The 15815-nt window shown below is 71.2% G+C and carries 17 protein-coding genes, 1 tRNA gene and 1 pseudogene; 12 read left to right on the forward strand and 7 right to left on the reverse strand.

The window, feature by feature from the left end; genetic code table 11:
- Positions 1-25 precede the first annotated feature (25 nt).
- Together O3597_RS23660 and O3597_RS23665 are read right to left on the reverse strand one after the other, a co-directional pair.
- Complete coding sequence (locus O3597_RS23660; RefSeq protein WP_164446792.1) at positions 26-1075, reverse strand: NAD-dependent epimerase/dehydratase family protein; 1050 nt, start codon at positions 1073-1075, stop codon at positions 26-28.
- A gap of 121 nt (positions 1076-1196) precedes the next feature.
- The gene (locus O3597_RS23665; protein WP_281602432.1) at positions 1197-1682 is read right to left on the reverse strand and encodes an anthrone oxygenase family protein; all 486 of its coding nucleotides are present in this window, start codon (positions 1680-1682) and stop codon (positions 1197-1199) included.
- A 172-nt stretch (positions 1683-1854) separates the two neighbouring features.
- On the opposite strand from O3597_RS23665, the gene O3597_RS23670 reads away from it, so the two are divergent.
- The 6 genes and pseudogenes from O3597_RS23670 to O3597_RS23695 all read left to right on the forward strand — a co-directional run bounded on the left by O3597_RS23670 (position 1855) and on the right by O3597_RS23695 (position 4234).
- Positions 1855-1926, forward strand: a tRNA-Lys gene (locus O3597_RS23670).
- 111 nt (positions 1927-2037) lie between these two features.
- A complete protein-coding gene (locus O3597_RS23675) occupies positions 2038-2292 on the forward strand; it encodes a hypothetical protein (protein WP_281602433.1) in 255 nt (84 codons plus the stop codon).
- Positions 2274-2690, forward strand: a complete 417-nt coding sequence (locus O3597_RS23680; protein ID WP_164446593.1) for a type II toxin-antitoxin system VapC family toxin — start codon at positions 2274-2276, stop codon at positions 2688-2690. Before O3597_RS23675 ends, O3597_RS23680 begins: the two co-directional genes overlap by 19 nt.
- 43 nt (positions 2691-2733) lie before the next feature.
- A pseudogene (locus O3597_RS23685) lies at positions 2734-2976 on the forward strand (type II toxin-antitoxin system prevent-host-death family antitoxin); the annotation flags it as partial.
- Positions 2973-3227, forward strand: coding sequence for a Txe/YoeB family addiction module toxin (locus tag O3597_RS23690; RefSeq protein ID WP_164446594.1), 255 nt, complete (start codon positions 2973-2975; stop codon positions 3225-3227). The pseudogene O3597_RS23685 and the gene O3597_RS23690, both read left to right, overlap by 4 nt.
- A 404-nt stretch (positions 3228-3631) precedes the next feature.
- Complete coding sequence (locus O3597_RS23695; RefSeq protein ID WP_281602434.1) at positions 3632-4234, forward strand: hypothetical protein; 603 nt, start codon at positions 3632-3634, stop codon at positions 4232-4234.
- Between the two features lie 218 nt (positions 4235-4452).
- Here the strand turns inward: O3597_RS23695 and O3597_RS23700 are convergent, their stop codons facing one another.
- The gene (locus O3597_RS23700; RefSeq protein WP_281602435.1) at positions 4453-5478 is read right to left on the reverse strand and encodes a sodium:calcium symporter; all 1026 of its coding nucleotides are present in this window, start codon (positions 5476-5478) and stop codon (positions 4453-4455) included.
- 117 nt (positions 5479-5595) lie between these two features.
- On the opposite strand from O3597_RS23700, the gene O3597_RS23705 reads away from it, so the two are divergent.
- Together O3597_RS23705 and O3597_RS23710 are read left to right on the forward strand one after the other, a co-directional pair.
- Positions 5596-6375: a hypothetical protein gene (locus O3597_RS23705; protein ID WP_281602436.1), complete on the forward strand. Its 780-nt coding sequence runs from the start codon at positions 5596-5598 to the stop codon at positions 6373-6375.
- A gap of 109 nt (positions 6376-6484) precedes the next feature.
- Positions 6485-7066, forward strand: a complete 582-nt coding sequence (locus O3597_RS23710; protein WP_164446598.1) for a DUF1349 domain-containing protein — start codon at positions 6485-6487, stop codon at positions 7064-7066.
- A gap of 100 nt (positions 7067-7166) precedes the next feature.
- On the opposite strand, the gene O3597_RS23715 is transcribed toward O3597_RS23710, so the two are convergent.
- Together O3597_RS23715 and O3597_RS23720 are read right to left on the reverse strand one after the other, a co-directional pair.
- Positions 7167-8219: a DUF2332 domain-containing protein gene (locus O3597_RS23715; protein ID WP_281602437.1), complete on the reverse strand. Its 1053-nt coding sequence runs from the start codon at positions 8217-8219 to the stop codon at positions 7167-7169.
- Between the two features lie 45 nt (positions 8220-8264).
- Positions 8265-8993: a TetR/AcrR family transcriptional regulator C-terminal domain-containing protein gene (locus O3597_RS23720; protein WP_164446600.1), complete on the reverse strand. Its 729-nt coding sequence runs from the start codon at positions 8991-8993 to the stop codon at positions 8265-8267.
- A 92-nt stretch (positions 8994-9085) separates the two neighbouring features.
- Between O3597_RS23720 and O3597_RS23725 the strand changes: the two genes are divergently transcribed.
- Positions 9086-9802 (forward strand): DUF4386 domain-containing protein, encoded by a 717-nt coding sequence (locus O3597_RS23725; protein ID WP_164446601.1) that lies wholly within the window; start codon positions 9086-9088, stop codon positions 9800-9802.
- A 148-nt stretch (positions 9803-9950) separates the two neighbouring features.
- Positions 9951-10436, forward strand: coding sequence for a hypothetical protein (locus tag O3597_RS23730; RefSeq protein ID WP_281602438.1), 486 nt, complete (start codon positions 9951-9953; stop codon positions 10434-10436).
- 10 nt (positions 10437-10446) lie between these two features.
- Here the strand turns inward: O3597_RS23730 and O3597_RS23735 are convergent, their stop codons facing one another.
- Together O3597_RS23735 and O3597_RS23740 are read right to left on the reverse strand one after the other, a co-directional pair.
- The gene (locus O3597_RS23735) at positions 10447-12825 is read right to left on the reverse strand and encodes a glycosyl hydrolase family 65 protein (RefSeq protein ID WP_281602439.1); all 2379 of its coding nucleotides are present in this window, start codon (positions 12823-12825) and stop codon (positions 10447-10449) included.
- A 57-nt stretch (positions 12826-12882) separates the two neighbouring features.
- The gene (locus O3597_RS23740) at positions 12883-13686 is read right to left on the reverse strand and encodes an A24 family peptidase (protein WP_281602440.1); all 804 of its coding nucleotides are present in this window, start codon (positions 13684-13686) and stop codon (positions 12883-12885) included.
- 583 nt (positions 13687-14269) lie between these two features.
- Here O3597_RS23740 and O3597_RS23745 point away from each other — a divergent pair.
- The gene (locus O3597_RS23745; protein WP_164446606.1) at positions 14270-14839 is read left to right on the forward strand and encodes a hypothetical protein; all 570 of its coding nucleotides are present in this window, start codon (positions 14270-14272) and stop codon (positions 14837-14839) included.
- On the forward strand, positions 14833-15780 hold the full coding sequence (locus O3597_RS23750; protein ID WP_281602441.1) for a hypothetical protein: 948 nt from the start codon (positions 14833-14835) through the stop codon (positions 15778-15780). Before O3597_RS23745 ends, O3597_RS23750 begins: the two co-directional genes overlap by 7 nt.
- Positions 15781-15815: the final 35 nt, after the last annotated feature.

The following is a 15815-nucleotide window of genomic DNA, read 5'->3' on the forward strand; positions in this document are numbered from 1 at the left end:
TTGGTCGACAGCGGCGGAGGCGGGGTCAGTAGGGGTTGCCCTCGCCTGCCGGGAAGGTGGGTGAGATGGACATGGGTGGGCTGGCGGTACGGGATTGCGCGGCCAGGCCGGCGAAGAGTTCCCGCAGCGCGGTGACCGAGTCGACGCTCGGGCGCCAGCCGAGCTCGGTCTCGGCCCGCTCGCTGGACATCAGCGGCGCGTTGAGCGCCAACTCGATCCAGCCGGCGTCGACCGGTTGCAGCCGGGCCCACCAGGTGAGCGTCGCGGCGGCCCGCAGCACCGGGGCGGCCACCGGTACCGTCCAGCCGTGGAAGTGCCGGGCCACCAGCTCGGGAGTCAGCACCGGGTCCGACGCGACGTTGAACGCACCGCGCGCGTCGCCCATGATCGCCCGGGCGTACGCGTCCGCCACGTCGTCGGCGTGCACCACCTGCATCCGCAGCCGCCGGTTGGTCGGCACCAGCGGCAGCCGGCCGAACCGCAGCAGCCGAACCGGTGCCAGCGGACCGAGGAAGTAGCGGCTGATCTCGGTCCCGGCCTCCCGCTGGAAGATCAACCCAGGACGCATCCGCACCAGGCGCAGCTCCGGATGGCTCCGCTCGATCCCGTCGAGCATCTCCTCCACCGTCGCCTTGTCCCGGCTGTACGACGACCCGGACACCCCGGTGGCCGGCCAGCGCTCGCTGACCGGCACATCCTTGGGACCTGGCGCGTAGGTGCCGACCGACGAGGCGTACACCAGGGCCGGCACCCGCGCACGCAGCACCGCGTCGACCACCGCCCGGCTGCCACCGACATTGGTCCGGTGCAACACGTGCTGGTCGTGGCTGGGCTGGATCTGCCAGGCCAGGTGCACCACCACATCGGCACCGGCGAAGACACCGGTCAACTCGTCCGCCGCGCCGGCCAGGCCGATGTCGCAGGAGTGCCACCGCACCCCGTCGTACGGTTCACCCGCACCCGGAGGCGGCAACCGCCGCGCCACCCCGACGATCTCCACGTCGGGCTCACGCCGTAACCGACGCAGCACCGCCGAACCGACGTTCCCGCTCGCACCCACGACCACGATCCGCATGCCCGGTCCGTACCCGGTCAGCCGCTTTCCAAGCGCAGCCATCGGGCCGTCGTCCTGCGCGCGCCGGCCGGCATCGAGTCGCGGCGCCCCGCCGGCCTCGGGGAACCCCCGCACCGGTCGCTCATCGGGCGAGCAGTGCGCCGATCAGGCACGCGAAGGCGGCGACCGAGCTGACGGTACGGATCAGGTTCCACCGCACCCAGGGCGTCTCGAACCACTGCCGTACCCCCGCCAGATCGTCGATCCCGTCGACCGGCCCGGCGGCCTCCAACCGGTTGTTGAGCGGCACGTTGCACCGGCCCGTGACACCGAGCGTGACCAGGTGGCCGACCAGCGCGGCGACGAGCCAGCCGAGCACCGCGCCGCCGCTGCCGACATACCCCACCACTGCCACCGCCACGAGCAGCGGCCCACCGAGAAACGCCGACAGGAACCAACCGTTGATGATCTTCCGATTGATCGACTGCATAGTGCCGACCAGGGTCCGACCGTCGGTCGCGGCCAGACCCGGCATCACCGAGCATGCGTACGCGAAGAACAGCCCCGCCACCAGCCCGGTGGTGAGCGTGGCCCCGGCCAGCACGGTGAGGCGGATCGGCTCCGACATGGCGGCACCTCCAGGAAGCGGGCAGCCCGGCCAACGACGAGACCCGCAGGCCGGCACAGCCGATCCTGCCAACCGACGTCCACCCCGATCCGGCCGGAGCCGCCCCACGCATCGACGGCGGGCGGGAAGCCGCGAGCCCGCCCCCGCCGGTGTCCGGTAACCTGAGCCACGCGGGCCGCTAGCTCAATGGCAGAGCTGTGGACTTTTAATCCATAGGTTCAGGGTTCGAGTCCCTGGCGGCCCACGCACTTCTCCGACCTGCGGCTCTTGGCTGTACCACCGGCGTCATGCGATCAGCTGTTCGAGAGGGCGAGCCTGGCTAGCAAGTGAGCAATGCTGCATGCATAATGAATGCATGGTTGCCCTCCAGATTCGTGACGTGCCGGAGGAAGTGCGAGACGCGTTGGCGGCCCAAGCCAAGGCGCGCGGGCAGTCCCTCCAGGCATACCTGCTGGAACTGGTGGAGACGCAGGCTCGCCGGCCGCGTAACACGGCGGTCCTTGATCGCTTCGCCGGCCGATCGGACGGTGCTCGCTCCCTGCCGGGGGAGAGCGCGGCCGAGTTGAATGACCAGCGGGAGCAGCGCGGATCGTGGGGAAGCGCCGCGTGATCGTGGTGGATGCGTCGGTTCTGGCTGATGCCCTGGTTGATGACGGGCCGGTTGGCGACGCGGCGCGGGCGGCACTGACCGGAGATCCGCACTGGGTCGCTCCGGGTCATCTTTTGGTCGAGGTCATGTCCGTGGTCAGAGGCAAGGTCCTCGGCGGGAAGCTCGGTCTCGCTCGGGCAGAGGAGGCGGTCGACACTCTGCCCTCGTTGGTCATCGATGAGGTTGGTGTTCCTATGCTGCTTGACCGGATGTGGCAGTTGCGGGGCAATGTCACGTCGTACGACGCGGCTTACGTCGCGGCGGCGGAGTTGATGGCCTGCCCACTCGTGACCAGTGACGGTCGGCTCGCCAAGGCCAGCGGTATCCGCTGCGAGATTCGACTTCTCGCCGCGTCCTGACGGCGGGGCCGCCCGAGGATCATCGGCCTGACAGCTACGCCAGAACCTGGCCGCCGAACTCGACAGGGTCATCGACGACGCCGAGGAAGTGGTGGTGACCCGGTCTGGCCACGAGCCGGTGGTGATCGTGTCGCTCGCCGAGTACGAGTCGATGAAGGAAACCGAGTACCTCCTGCGCAGCCCCAGCAACGCCGCAGCCCTACGCCAGTCGATCGCCGAGCTTGAGCAGGGCGACACGACCGAGCGGAAGCTGACCGACCCGGACACCGCGCGGAACGTCGCGTGAGGCTGGTCTTCACCGCGACCGCATGGAGCCAGTGCCTCCGCCACACCGACCGCAAGCTCATCAAGCGCATCAACGACCTGATCGCGGACGTGATGCGCAATGGGTACGAGGGCATCGGCAAGCCGGAGCCCCTGAGGGGCGAGCTGTCCGGCTTCTGGTCCCGCCGGATCGACCGCGAACACCGGCTGGTGTACCGAATCACCAAAGACGACGTCGAGATCGTCGCCTGCCGCTACCACTACGGCGACTGATAGCAAATCGGTGTGGCACCAGCAGCGCAGGGCGGTCATCGGTCGAGCGTCTGACCGAGCCGCTTGAGCGCGTCGCGGGTGGCTGTCGAGCACACCACCGGTCGTCCAGGTGCCGGCTCCGCAGCCGCGCACGGTCAGGTCAACTGCGCCACTGTGGCGTTGTCCGCCGGGGGTACGCTCCGTGACGCCGAGAGCCGGCCCAGTCTGTTCCGGCAGCGCCCGCACGAGCCGTCAAGGCCCGCTTGACATGGGGGCCGAGCGGCGGCCCGCTACCCTGCGGCATGTCTCGAACCCGCTACGGTGGCTTGGCTCAACCGGGACCGTGGCACTGCTGGATGGACCTCCGGCCTTTCTCGGACGAGAGGCTGAGCAGGTCTGATCAACGATGTGATGGGGGATCGCTGGTGGGACAGCGGCACGTGCGGAAAATGTTGCGGAAGATGGCCGGCGGGCAGCCGGTGGAGGTCGAGCAGGTGGCCACGTTGCGCTCACTCGCCCTTATGGCCGCTGTTGCCGAGCAATTCGGTTACGCGTACACGGACACACGGCAGCGACACCGCAGCGGACCGCAGCTGTTCTTCGTACCCGACCCCCGTCCGCAGGCCCGCGAGAGGGCCGAGCGGAACCGGGTGCAGTACCCGGATGCTTCCACCGGGGGCGCACTACCCCCCGTGCCTGCCGACGTGCTGGAGCTGTTCAAGGCCCGTATCAGCTACGACCTCGAGGGCTGGAGCGACGACAAGCAGCGAACGTGGTTCCTCTATGTCGTCCTCACCGTGCTGTGCACGGTCCTCGGTGTGCTGCTCGGACTGGGAGGGACGTCCCCCACCACCGCTGCGGCTGTCGCCGCCGTCGCCTGGGCGGCGCTGATGTCTGTCACCCTGTTGCTGGTCTCCATTCGTCGACGCAGACGGGCTAAGTTCGCTGCGATCCTGGAGGCGGCCGGCTTCACGCAGACGACTGAGCAGAGCGGCCGGGAGCGGTATCTGCCGCTGACGTACCAGTAGGCCGCACAACCGCGGCGAGCACGGTGACGGCAGCGGAGTCTTCCACCTGGCGGTGTCCACCGGTCGTCTCGCACCCGGGCAGTACACGATCGGATTCTCGCTGACTGACCAGGCCGGAAACACGAGCAGCTGGGGTTACCCGAACGACGTCGGCAACCCGATACCGAACGGTCCGCTGATTCTGACCGTGGTCGCCGAGTGGGATAGTGGTCCGACCCTCAGCCGGGCCGCAGGAGCAGCAGCGCGACGGTAGCCAGGTAGATGATCGGGATGGCGGCTCCTTCGAAGCCGATGCCCCGGCGTTCTCTGATCAGCAACCCGGCGGTCAGCGTGGCCGTCATCAGCGTGGTCATGCCGGTGAACAGCAGCCCCGACAGGTTCGCCTCGGAGTAGATCGACCCGGGCCGGTAGGCGGCGTCGGCGAGGAAGATCATCAAAGAGTCGAAGGCGTTGCCGCCGAGGATGTTGCCGATGCCGAGGGTCAGCGCGCCGATGCGGACCGCCGCGATGAGCGTGATCAGCTCCGGCAGCGAGGTGATCGCCGTTGTGATGGTGAAACCCACGAAGCCGCTGGGCAGGCCGGACGCGGCGACCACGCCGAGCCCGCCCTGCCCGATCAGGTAACCGGTGGCGGCCACCACAGCCGCCAGGGCGGCCAGCCGGAACCACAGCCGACGCAGGCTCAGCCCGGACGTCTCGGCAGCCGGCTCGTCCTGACGGGTCTCGGTGGTACGTCGGGCGAACCACATCGGTTCCCGGCGGAGCCGGCGCAGCAGCACCAGACCGTACAGGTAGATGACGGGGATAAGCAGGCTCGCCGGGTGCACCCAGAGCAGGGTGAGTTCAGGTGTGGCGTACGCCACCACGGGTAGGCAGAGCAGCGCCACCAGCACGACCGCCTGCAGGACGTTCTCCAGGGAGGCCGCCGCGTGTTCGATGTTCGAGCGGCGGTAGAGCAGGTCGGCGATGGCCAGCCACACCGTCTGGACAGCGATGCCACCGATCGGGTTGGCGAGGGCGAACTCGGCGTCCTGCCGAACCGACCCGATGACCGTGGTGGCGATGCCGGGCAGCGAGGTCACCGCGCCGAGCAGCAGGGCACCGGCCACCGCCTCGCCCATCCCGGTCCGGTCAGCCAGTTCGTCGGCCGTCCGCACCAACACCCGGCCGGCGGACAGGATCGCCGCGAGTGCGACGACCAGCGCGAGCACGCTGGGCAGGAGCGGCCAGGTACCGGTGATCACGAGGGGTCGCCTGAGGTTCGTCCGTACGCCATGCCTCCCCCCGTACCCATCTGGCGGGATTTTGTGCAGCAACGGGCCAGGCGCCCGGGGTGCGGAGGTCTGTCAGACTCGCTCGGCGTGAGGCATCAGCAGATTCTGGACAAGCTCGCCGCGCCGGTCCTCGTCCGCGCGTTGAACGAGGATCTGGCCCGGTGGGTGGGCTGGCATCTGGTGGCCGTGCCAGAGGATCACCGCGACCTTGGGCAACGGGTGATCCCGCCGATCCTCACCCGCTGGCGGTGCCTGCTCGACGCCGACGACACCGCGGCGGAGACCCGGCACCGTGGCTGGGTGGCGATGGCCGTGCTGCTGCACCGGTACGGCCTCACCGACCAGGCCGTCACGGCCCACGCGTCGGCCGCCATCGACTCACTCAACCGCGATGTCGTGCTCTCCGACGCCTTCGCCCGGCAGTCTCCGGCCGTCAAGGACTTTCTGGCCACGCCGCCGCCACCGCTGACCCGCCGGCCACGCCGGCCCGGGACGCTGACGCTGCTGCGCCCCGGAGACGTGGTGTCCATCCAGGTGGAGGCCAGCTTCTACGCGGCGTTCGTACGGCAGGTCGCGGGCGGCAACGAGTACCCGGTCATCGAGTTCTACTCCGGCCGTTTCCAGCAGCCGCCGACGTTGAACGAATTGTCCGGCCGGGCCGCCGCCCGCGACCGTGGCGGAGCCCGGTTCGGGGTGGTCGGGCTCACCTACCTGCCCGACCCCGCCAACCAGGTCCGGGCCCTGGCCTCCCAGCACCCGCAGCCACCGCTGGGTAACGAACCCGGGCCGGGCGAGGGCCGGTACACGATGACCGACATCATCCGGCTGCAACGCGCCATCGTCAGCCTGTTATCCGAGCGCACGTAGCCAAGGCCACCAGGCAACTCCGAGTGGTAGCGCTCTCATCACCGGCTGACCTGGCCAAAGACGTCCGAGCGGGTTGCCTCCGTTGGGTACGCCCGGCACGCTTGCCGCCATGTCGATCGAGTCGCTTGAATGGCAGGACGTCAACGGTGATCGCGTCAAGCCGCCTGGTGTCGGAGCGCTGAGCGCTTCCGCCCGTACGGACTGGTTCGTCGACCCGGCCGGCGGCGAGCCGCTCGGGTCGGCACCGCTCACGCTGGCGCGGTTCGACGGCGACTTTCAGCTCAGTGCCCTCGTCGAGGCACCGCTGGCGGAAACCTACGACGCGGTCGCACTCTTTATCCACGGTGGACCGACGATCTGGGCCAAGCTGGCCCTGGAGCGATCACCGGCCGGTACCGACATGATCGTCACCGTGGTGACCCGCGAGGTGTCCGACGACGCCAACGGGGTTGCCGTGGCACAGCCCGGCCGATCGTGGCTGCGAATCTCCCGCACCGGTGCGGTGTACGCGTTCCACCATTCCGACGACGGCGCGCACTGGGCGCTGGCCCGACTGTTCACGCTCGGGCCGGTGGCCGGGCACCGGGCCGGATTCAGCGTGCAGTCCCCAATGGGTGACGGGCTCAGCGCGCGCCTGACGGACATCAGGATCACCCCCACCACGCTGGCCGACGCGCGGAACGGCTCCTGATTCGGCCGCCGGACAGCGTCGGGATGCGGTCGGTGCAGCGCGCCCATCCGGGCCGCCCCGGCCCCAGCGGACTCCCGCAGCGCCGATCGTGCCGGGAACGTCAGGCCAGGTCGTTCATCGCGGGTAGGGGTTCCAGCCAGGCCAGGTGGCCGTCGGCGACGGCGACGGTCCGGCTTCCTCTCGCGTCGGTGGCGGTAAGTCCCCAGCCCGACCGGCCCGACGGTGCGACGAGATGGTCATCCTCCAGGGCGAGGTGCAGCATCGGGCCATCGACTCCGAACGCGGCAACGGCGGCGTCGAACGCCGGACGATCCTCGGCGGGCACGTGGATCCGCGTCGCGGTGTGCACGACGAGTCGTGGCAGCCCCGGCGGAAGCGTCGCCGCGACCGTGGGACCGATCTCGGTGGCGTTGCCGGCCACCACGCGCGGCGGATCGGCCGCCACCACGGCCATCGCCGCCTGCAACTGCGCCGCCTGATGCGAGTTCTCCGGCCATACGAGCGCGCGCAGCCACGCCCGGTCGTCGGCGTCGGTGAGGTCCGGCGGGGCCAGGTCGATACCGACCACATCGGCGATCTCTGGCAGCCGGTCCAGGTCCGGCAGCGGGTCGGTGTCCGGCACATCAACTCCGATGTGGACCGGCGAGCTGTGGTCGCCGACCGGCGTGCCACCCACTGTGTAGGCGTACCGGTCGGCGCGGAGGTTCAGCCCCGCGCTACAGCCCACCTCGACAACGCACACGGGTGCGGAGGTGGTGCGGCGCAGCAGCGCCAGGCCCAGCCGTAGCACCAGTGCGCGCTGCACCTGGTTGGTCTGCACCAGGCGCGTGCCGAGCAGTGACGCGATCCGGTCGGAGTACGCCGCGCAGAAGCGGGCGAAGGCCGGGCCGGTGCCCCCGTCGACCGGACGAGCGGCAGCGCCGGCCACCGACGGGTAGTACTCGGCCAACGGATCGGGCGTTCCGGCCAGCAGCAGGTGGTGGACCGCGCCGAAGAGCGCGAACGTGGGCTGCTGGCCGGGGCGGGTGCGGGCCGCCAGTTCGAGCAGCGCCCTGTCCGCCGCGACGACCGCGAGCAGCCGGCCGTACAGCGGCGAGCTGCCGAAGCCACGGGCCGTGCGAAAGGCCGCCGCGACGTCACCGATGTCCTGCATGCGGCGACGGTAGCGGCGACGGGCGCGGCGGAGCGATGTCAGCGGTCACAGTGGCAGCGCGGGTGTCTCCCGGTGCGCCGGGCCGGCTGCGTCGCGAGCCTGTTCCAGACCGTCGAAGAGCAGGTCGAGGGTGAACTCGAACTCGGTCTGGCTGTCACACCAGCCGAGGGTGGGGTCGGTGGCGTCGTGCAGCTCGGCGGCCACCATCGCCGCCAGGTGGGGTAGCCGCGCGGACAGCTCGGCCAGTTCCGCCTCCGCCGCTTCGGCGTCGACCTCCTCGCCCGCGCCGGGCTGGAAGACCTCCTGGGCGAAGCCGAGGGCCAGGCTGCCGAACGCGTGCAGCGCCCGGTGGGCGATCCGGTACGAGAAGCCGCCGTCGATCAGGGTGGCGAGGATGCCCTCGTAGTAGCCGTACACCCCGGCGGGAATCGTCGAACGGGCAGTGAGCAGGGCCGGTGCCCACGGGTGCCGCAGCATGACCGTGCGGGCGGCGAGGAAACGCAGCCGTAGTCGGGTACGCCAGTCTCCGCCGGCCGCCGCGGTCTCGGCCTGCGTGGCGACCGTGGCGATCTCGGCGACGACGGCGTCGACGAGGCCGTCGAGCAGCCCTTCCTTGCCGGGCAGGTGGTGGTAGAGCGACATCGCCTCGACCCCGAGGTCGGCGGCGAGCCGGCGCATCGTCAGCGCCGGCATCCCTTCCGCGTCCACCAATGCGATGGCGGCGGCAAGTGCCCGGTCACGGCTCAGTGGCTCGCGGCGTTTCCTCGCTCCCATGCGGCTCCCATCTTCCCTTGACCTTACAACGTATGGTTGCCTTACGACGTAAGGCTGATCGCGTTACCGGAGTCGCAACCGAAGGAGCCACCATGCATCCACTGATCCGCACCGCCCGGACGACCGGGCTTTTCTACCTCGGGCTCGGCATCGCCGGCGCACTGGGCTTCCTCACCATCCGACCCATGATCTTCGAGGTGGGCGATGCCGACGCGACCCTTGCCAACCTGCTCGCCAACGAGTCGTTGGCGCGCCTCGGCGTCGCGTTCGAACTGCTCGTCGTGCTCACCCAGACACTCGCCGCCGTCTGGTTCTACCGGTTGTTCCGCTCCGTCGACAGCACCGCCGCCGGCAGCATCGCCGCCTTCGGCATCGTCAACGCCGTCGCCATCCTCGGCAGCGCCGCGATGCTCGGCACCGCGGTCGGGGTCGCCACCGACGGGACCGGCGGCGCCGCCGACACGATCCAGTTGCTCTACCTCGTCAGCGAGAACCTGTGGGCGGTGGGCGGACTCTTCTTCGGCCTCTGGCTGATGCCGATGGGCTGGTGCGTGCTGCGTTCGGGTTGGCTGCCCCGGGCCCTCGGCTGGATCCTCGTGGTCGGTGGTGTGGGGTACGTGCTGATGACGTTCGTCGGGTATCTCGCCCCCGGCGCCGGGATCGTCCGCGACCTGCTGGTGGTCCCCGCCACCGTGGGCGAGCTGTGGATTCTCGGCTACCTGGTCATCTTCGGCGTCCGGAAGCGGGCGCTCACCGAGGCACCGCGAACGACGCCGACCGCGCCGCTCACCGCCGCGTCGACCGCCTGACCGTCCCGGTCGGCCCGGGTTCGGGTCGTGCTCGCATCCGGGTACGCCCGAACCGGGGCCGGTCGTCGCGCCGTGTCGTTGATCCGGTTGTGCCTGCCACCCGCCGGTGACCACGGTGGGGGCGCCGAGAAGTCCGGGAGGGACGCCGATGACCAGCGAACGCGAGACCGTCGAGGTAGACCCCGCCCTGTTCCAAGCCGTCTACGACTCGCCCGCCGCGCTGCCCGGCCGGCACCGCTGGACCACCCCGGAGTCCGACGTACGGCGGATCGAGAAGCTGCTCAACATGCCGCCCCGGACCATCGGCGCACCGCTGTGGGTGAGCGGTGACCACCCGGACTGCCCGAAGTGCGGTCGCCGGATCACCTGGTACGACATCGTCGCCTCGGCCCTGAAGGGCGTACACGACCCGATGATGATCGCCACGGTGATCCTCGGCGACCGCCGTTACGTGAACACCGGTCTGCCCGCCGCCATCCCCGGCGTTCGCTGCGCCGACTGCCGGTCACCGATCGACGGGCTGCGCAGCTTCAAGTGCCACAACTGGGCGTACGCCTTCGAGGAGCTGGACGCCGTGCGACAGCGGATGTCCGGCGGCCCGGTCCTCGGCGACCAGGGTGAGCCGGTCCACTGACACCACCGGATCAGCGGCGGGCCGGGCGGCGGCCGGGTGGGGAGGGCGGCTCGGGACCGGAGTCCGGCAGCGGGGGCATGGGGCGGATGGTCGCCTCGCCTGCGGTCACCCGCAGGCGCTCACCGTGGTGCCACAGCTCGATCGCGACGTCGGCGTCGGCGTCCGGCAGTTCGTACCGGGCCTCGTCGGCGGTCAGCGTCACGTGTAGCCGGTGACCATGCCAGAGCAGGCTGAACGCGAGGCGGTCGATCCGGTCGGGCAGCCGCGGGTCGAACGACAGCAGTTCCCGGTCGTCGCGCAGGCCGCCGAAGCCCTGCACCAGTGCCAGCCAGGCCCCGCCCAGTGAGGCCAGGTGCAGCCCGTCGCCCGTCTTGTCGCCGAGATCCTCCAGATCCTGGAGCACCGACTCGGCGAACAGGTCGTACGCCAGGTCGAGGTGGCCCAGCTCGGCGGCGAGCACGCCCTGCGGTGCGGCGGACAGTGACGAGTCCCGGACCGTCCGCGCCTCGTAGTAGGCGAAGTTGGCGGCCTTCTCCTCGGCGGTGAACTCGCCCGGGCAGCGCAGCATCGCCAGCACCAGGTCGGCCTGTTTGACCACCTGGTGTCGGTACAGCTCCAGGTAGGGAAAGTGCAGCAGCAGCGGATAGTCGTCGTCGCCGGTGTCGGCGAAGCTCCACTCCGGCCGGTCGGTGAACCCGGCGGACTGCTGATGCACCCCGCGCTTCGGGTCGTACGGCATGGTCATCGCCTCGGCGGCGGCCCGCCACCCGGCCACCTCGGCCGGGTCCACGCCCAGCCGGCCGGCCGCCTCCGGGTGCCGTTCGGCGGCGTCGGCCGCGCCGCGCAGGTTCCGCCGCGCCATCAGGTTGGTGAACAGGTTGTCGTCGACGAGCGCGGCGTACTCGTCCGGGCCGGTGACGCCGGCGATGTGAAAGCTGCCGTCGTCGGTGAAGTGCCCGAAGCCCTGCCACAGCCGGGCGGTGGCCACCAGCAGGTCCAGTCCGGGCCCGGTGCGGAATTCCTCGTCGTCGGTGGCACCGACGTAGCGCAGGACCGCGTCGGCGATGTCGGCGTTGACGTGCAGCGCGGCGGTGCCGGCCGGCCAGTAGCCGGAGCACTCCCGGCCGCTGATGGTCCGCCAGGGGAAGGTGGCGCCGGTGAGCCGCAGCTCCGCCGCTCGGTCGTACGCCTGCGTCAGGTGCGCGTGTCGCCAGCGCAGTGCCGACCGGGCCACGGCGGGCGCGATGTAGGTCAGCACCGGCAGTACGTACCCCTCGGTGTCCCAGAGCACGTGCCCGTCGTAGCCGTTGCCGGTCAGCCCCTTGGCGGGGATGGTCCGGTCGCCGTCCGCGCGCCCCGCCTGGATCAGGTGGAACATGGCGAACCGGATCGCCAGTTGCAGCTCCTCATCGCCGTCGAGCAGCACGTCCGCGGTGCGCCAGGCGTGGTCGAGGGCGGCCCGCTGCTCGGTACGCAGCTCGCCGAAGCCGTCCGTACGCGCGGCGTCCGCCTCGGCGGTGACCTGGGCGGCCAACTCCTCGACGGTGGAGTCGTCCACGGGTGCCCACTCGAACGCCGCGAACTTGGTCAGCCGCACCCGCTCCCCGGGGCCCAGCGCACCGGTGAGGGTCAGCCGGACCCGGTCCGGGGTGGCGTCGGCGTCGGTGGTGAGCTGTGCCGGCGCCGCTGCTCGGTGGGCGACCGCGACGGCGACCCGCTGCTCGCTGCGCTCGGTACGGTGCACCAGCAGCGCGTCGGCACCGTCGACCCGGTGCAGCTCGGCGGTCAGCGGGTCCTGGATCAGCGAGGCGGCCCGAGGGTCGTCGGCCCGTTCCGGCACATGCTCGTTGGCCAGCAGGTCGGCGCAGATCCGCACGTCGACCGGCCCGTCCAGGGGTTCCACCGTCCAGTCGACGGCGGCGACCCGGCGGCGGGCCAACGACACCAGCCGGGTGCTGCGTACCCGCACCCCGTCGCCGCCCGGCGAGACCCACTCGGTGAGCCGTTCGATCACCCCGGCCCGCAGGTCGAGCACCTGCTCGTGGGCGAGCACCGTGCCGGTGCGCAGGTCCAACGGCTCGTCACCGACCCAGAGGCGTACCAGTGTGGCGTTCGGTGGGCTGATCACGGTGTCACTGAGCTGTGGGAAGGCGTAGCCGTCCTCGGGGTAGGTCAGTTCCCGGCGTTCGTGCAGCCCGTTGAGGTAGCTGCCCGGCATCTCGACCGGTGCGCCCTCGTCGAGGGTGCCCCGCCAGCCCAGCCATCCGTTGCTCAACGCGAAGACCGACTCGGTCTCGCCGAGCCGGTCCAGGTCGTCCCGGGTCCGTCGGATCCGCCACCGCTCCTCGGGCTGCGGCTCGTCCGGCTGCTGGTCAGGGGTGGGGTGCACAGTGCCTCCAGGACTCTCCGACGGTCCCTGCGGGCTGACAATTCCCCGCCGGCCCGTTCACCACACCAGCAGCAGGGCGCCGACCGTGCCGAGCACCAGGTACGGCCCGAACGGCAGGTGACTCGACAGGCGGGCCCGACGACTGACCAGCAGGCCCAGGGCGACCAGCCCGGACAGGGTCAGCGCGAGCAGCAGGCCGAACACCGGCAGACTCCAGCCGTACCAGCCCAGCAGGGTGCCAGCGCTCAGCGCGAGCTTGGCGTCGCCGATGCCGAAGCCCCGCGCACCGAGCAACAGGGTGGTGGTGGCGAAGAAGAGCGCCAGCCCGAGCCCGGCGGCGACGGCGCGCAGCCATGGTGTCGCATCGGCCCCGGTCAGCGCGGCCAGTCCGAGCAGCAGCCAGGTGCCGGCGGCGGCCGGCCAGGTCAGCCGGTCCGGCAGCCGGTGCACCGCGAGGTCGATGAAGAGCAACGGCACCGCGAAGGCCAGCCACCACCCGGCGACGACCATCTCCACGGCGGGTGGGTGGGTCAGCAGCAGCGCCGCCACGGCTGCCAGGACGGCCAGTTCGACGGTTGCCGGCGGGGCACCGACCCGGGCGCCGCAGCCGCCGCAGCGGGCGGTCGGACCGAGCGCCGGCCAGGGACGTTGCGGGCCGATCGGCGCGCCGCAGGCGTCGCAGCCGGTCCGGCGGCCGGTGCCCGGGGGTACGGCGTGCCGGGCGACGACGTACCGAAGCAGTGGGGTGATCGCCAGTACCGCTGCGGCGGGCCGCCATGAGCGGGCGGTGCCTCCGGACGACGCGGCAGCCGGCGTGGCCGCCCGGTGCGGGGGTGCCGGTAGAGCCGGTGGCCGGGTCATCCGAATCGCCCCCTCACGCAGGGTAGTGTGTCCGGTCGGTTCCGGTGGCGGCCCGATCGTCGGTCACCGGCTGCCGTCGTGCCGTCCGAACGTCGGACCGGATGCCCGGAACGGGCAGATGCAAATCCCGTCGGTGACAATTCACCGCCCATTGGCACCATTTCTGCCGGGGACGGATCGGACCGATTGCCATTTCCCGCCTCATTGCGCCCGGCCGGCCGGGCGCCCGCCCACCGGTGGGATCGTCCGCTTCGCCGCCCGCGCCCGCCCGCGTCGAACACCGGGCCGAGCAACATCGGCAACCTGTCGGTAACCATGCGGCACCACCACCCTTCCTCACTCAGCGTGTTCGAATGAATTGCCTCTGTTGCATCGGCCAGCGTCAGCCTATGCTCGCCCCTTGGATGTGACGCAACCCACGTCCACCACCGACGAGCAGCCTGGCGAGTGCATTTCTCAGAGATCCATAACAGTAAATGTGGCTGCGCACGGAACCGGACGGAGAGATTCGTCCGGTCGCGCCGCCGCACGCCCGGAGACGCTGGTGACGGCGTACGCCGGTCGGCACCGAGGAGGGCACGAGGTGCGAGCACGGCAGCTGAGCCGCTGGACGGCCGGCCTGGTCGCGGTGGCCACGGTCGGCACGAGCACCGCCTGTGGCAACGCCCAGGAGGCGGCCACGACCGCGGCACCCGAACGGAACAGACCAGCCGGCGCCGAGCGGGCCGCCGAGGAGGCGGCTGCGGAGAAGGCGGCGCTGGCGGCCTACTCCGGCTACCTCGCGGCGTCCCGCACGGCGAGCCGGCGCAGCGATCCGCAGGAGCCGGCGCTGACCCGGTTCCTCGCCGACCCACTGCTGACCAGGGTCCGGTTCAGCCTGCGGCAGGCCCGCCAGAACGGTGCGGTGAGCGCGGGCACGCTGCGCTCCGAGGGGCCCACCGTCATCTCGATGGACCTCGACGCGACACCGCCCACGGTGGAGATCCAGGACTGCGTCGACGCCAGCAACTACCGCTTGGTCTACCTCGCCGACGACAAGGTCGTACCGGGTACCCGCGGCTCCCGCCACCTGGCCACCGCCACGGCGGCCCGCTATCCCGACGGTCGCTGGCGGATCAGCGCCGGCGCGGCCCACCAGGACCAGCCGTGCTGACCGGGCCGGCCGACCGCCGCCGCCCGGCCGCCGTTGTCCGGCGGGTGCTGCTCGGCGGCGCGCTGGTGGCGCTGCTGGCCAGCGGCGGCGCGGTTCCGGCGACCGCCGCCGATCCCGGTGCCGAGTGCCCACCCGCCCAGCCGAACTGCAACGTCTGGGACGACGACCCGGGGACCCCCGGTGGCGGTGGCAACGGTGGGGACAACGGCAGCGGCGGCGACAACGGCGGCGGGGGCGGCGGCGTCTGCCAGTGGCAGGGCCGCACCGTTGCCTGCTACCACGACCTGCTCGGCTGGTTCAACAGCGGCGACGGCTGCTACTACAAGCTCGCCGAGTCGCCACCCACGGAGCCCCCCGAGGGACAGCAGTGGTACCTGAAGAGCTGCAACGCCGGTGCCCTGGGCCAGGGAACCCTTGAGCTGCTGGACACGCCACCGCCGGGCTTCGGCGCTCCGCCGGACCCGGAGGAACTGGCCCGTCGGGCGTTCGCCTCGATCACCCTGCGCGCGCCCCGCGCGTCGGTCGCGCCACGCAAGTCCATCGGCCCCGGGCTGGTCGGTCTGCCGGTCTGGATGTGGGCCGAATCGGGTGTCGAGCAATTCGGCCCGCAGAGCGCCACCGCCGAGGACCGGGGCCTCGAGGTGACGATCTGGGCCAAGGTGAACCGGGTGGTCTGGGACATGGGCAACGGCGACACCGTCACCTGCGCCGACGCCGGTACCAAGTACGAACGCCGGGGCCCGCACGCCGGACGACGCTCCCCCGACTGCGGCTACCACGACGGCTACCCCGAGGCCGGGACGTACACCGTCCGGGCGACCACGCACTGGTCGGTGACGTGGACCAGCAACGGCGGCGACAGCGGGAGCATCGGCGGTGTCACCCGCACCACGGGCCCGGTCGTCATCCAGATCAACGAGCTTCAGGTGGTGGCCCGGTGAGCGCGAGGAGTGAGCCGATCCTGCGAGCCCCGCAG

Origin of the sequence: Verrucosispora sp. WMMA2044 (assembly GCF_027497155.1) — a bacterium.
Classification (GTDB): Bacteria; Actinomycetota; Actinomycetes; order Mycobacteriales; family Micromonosporaceae; genus Micromonospora; species Micromonospora palythoicola.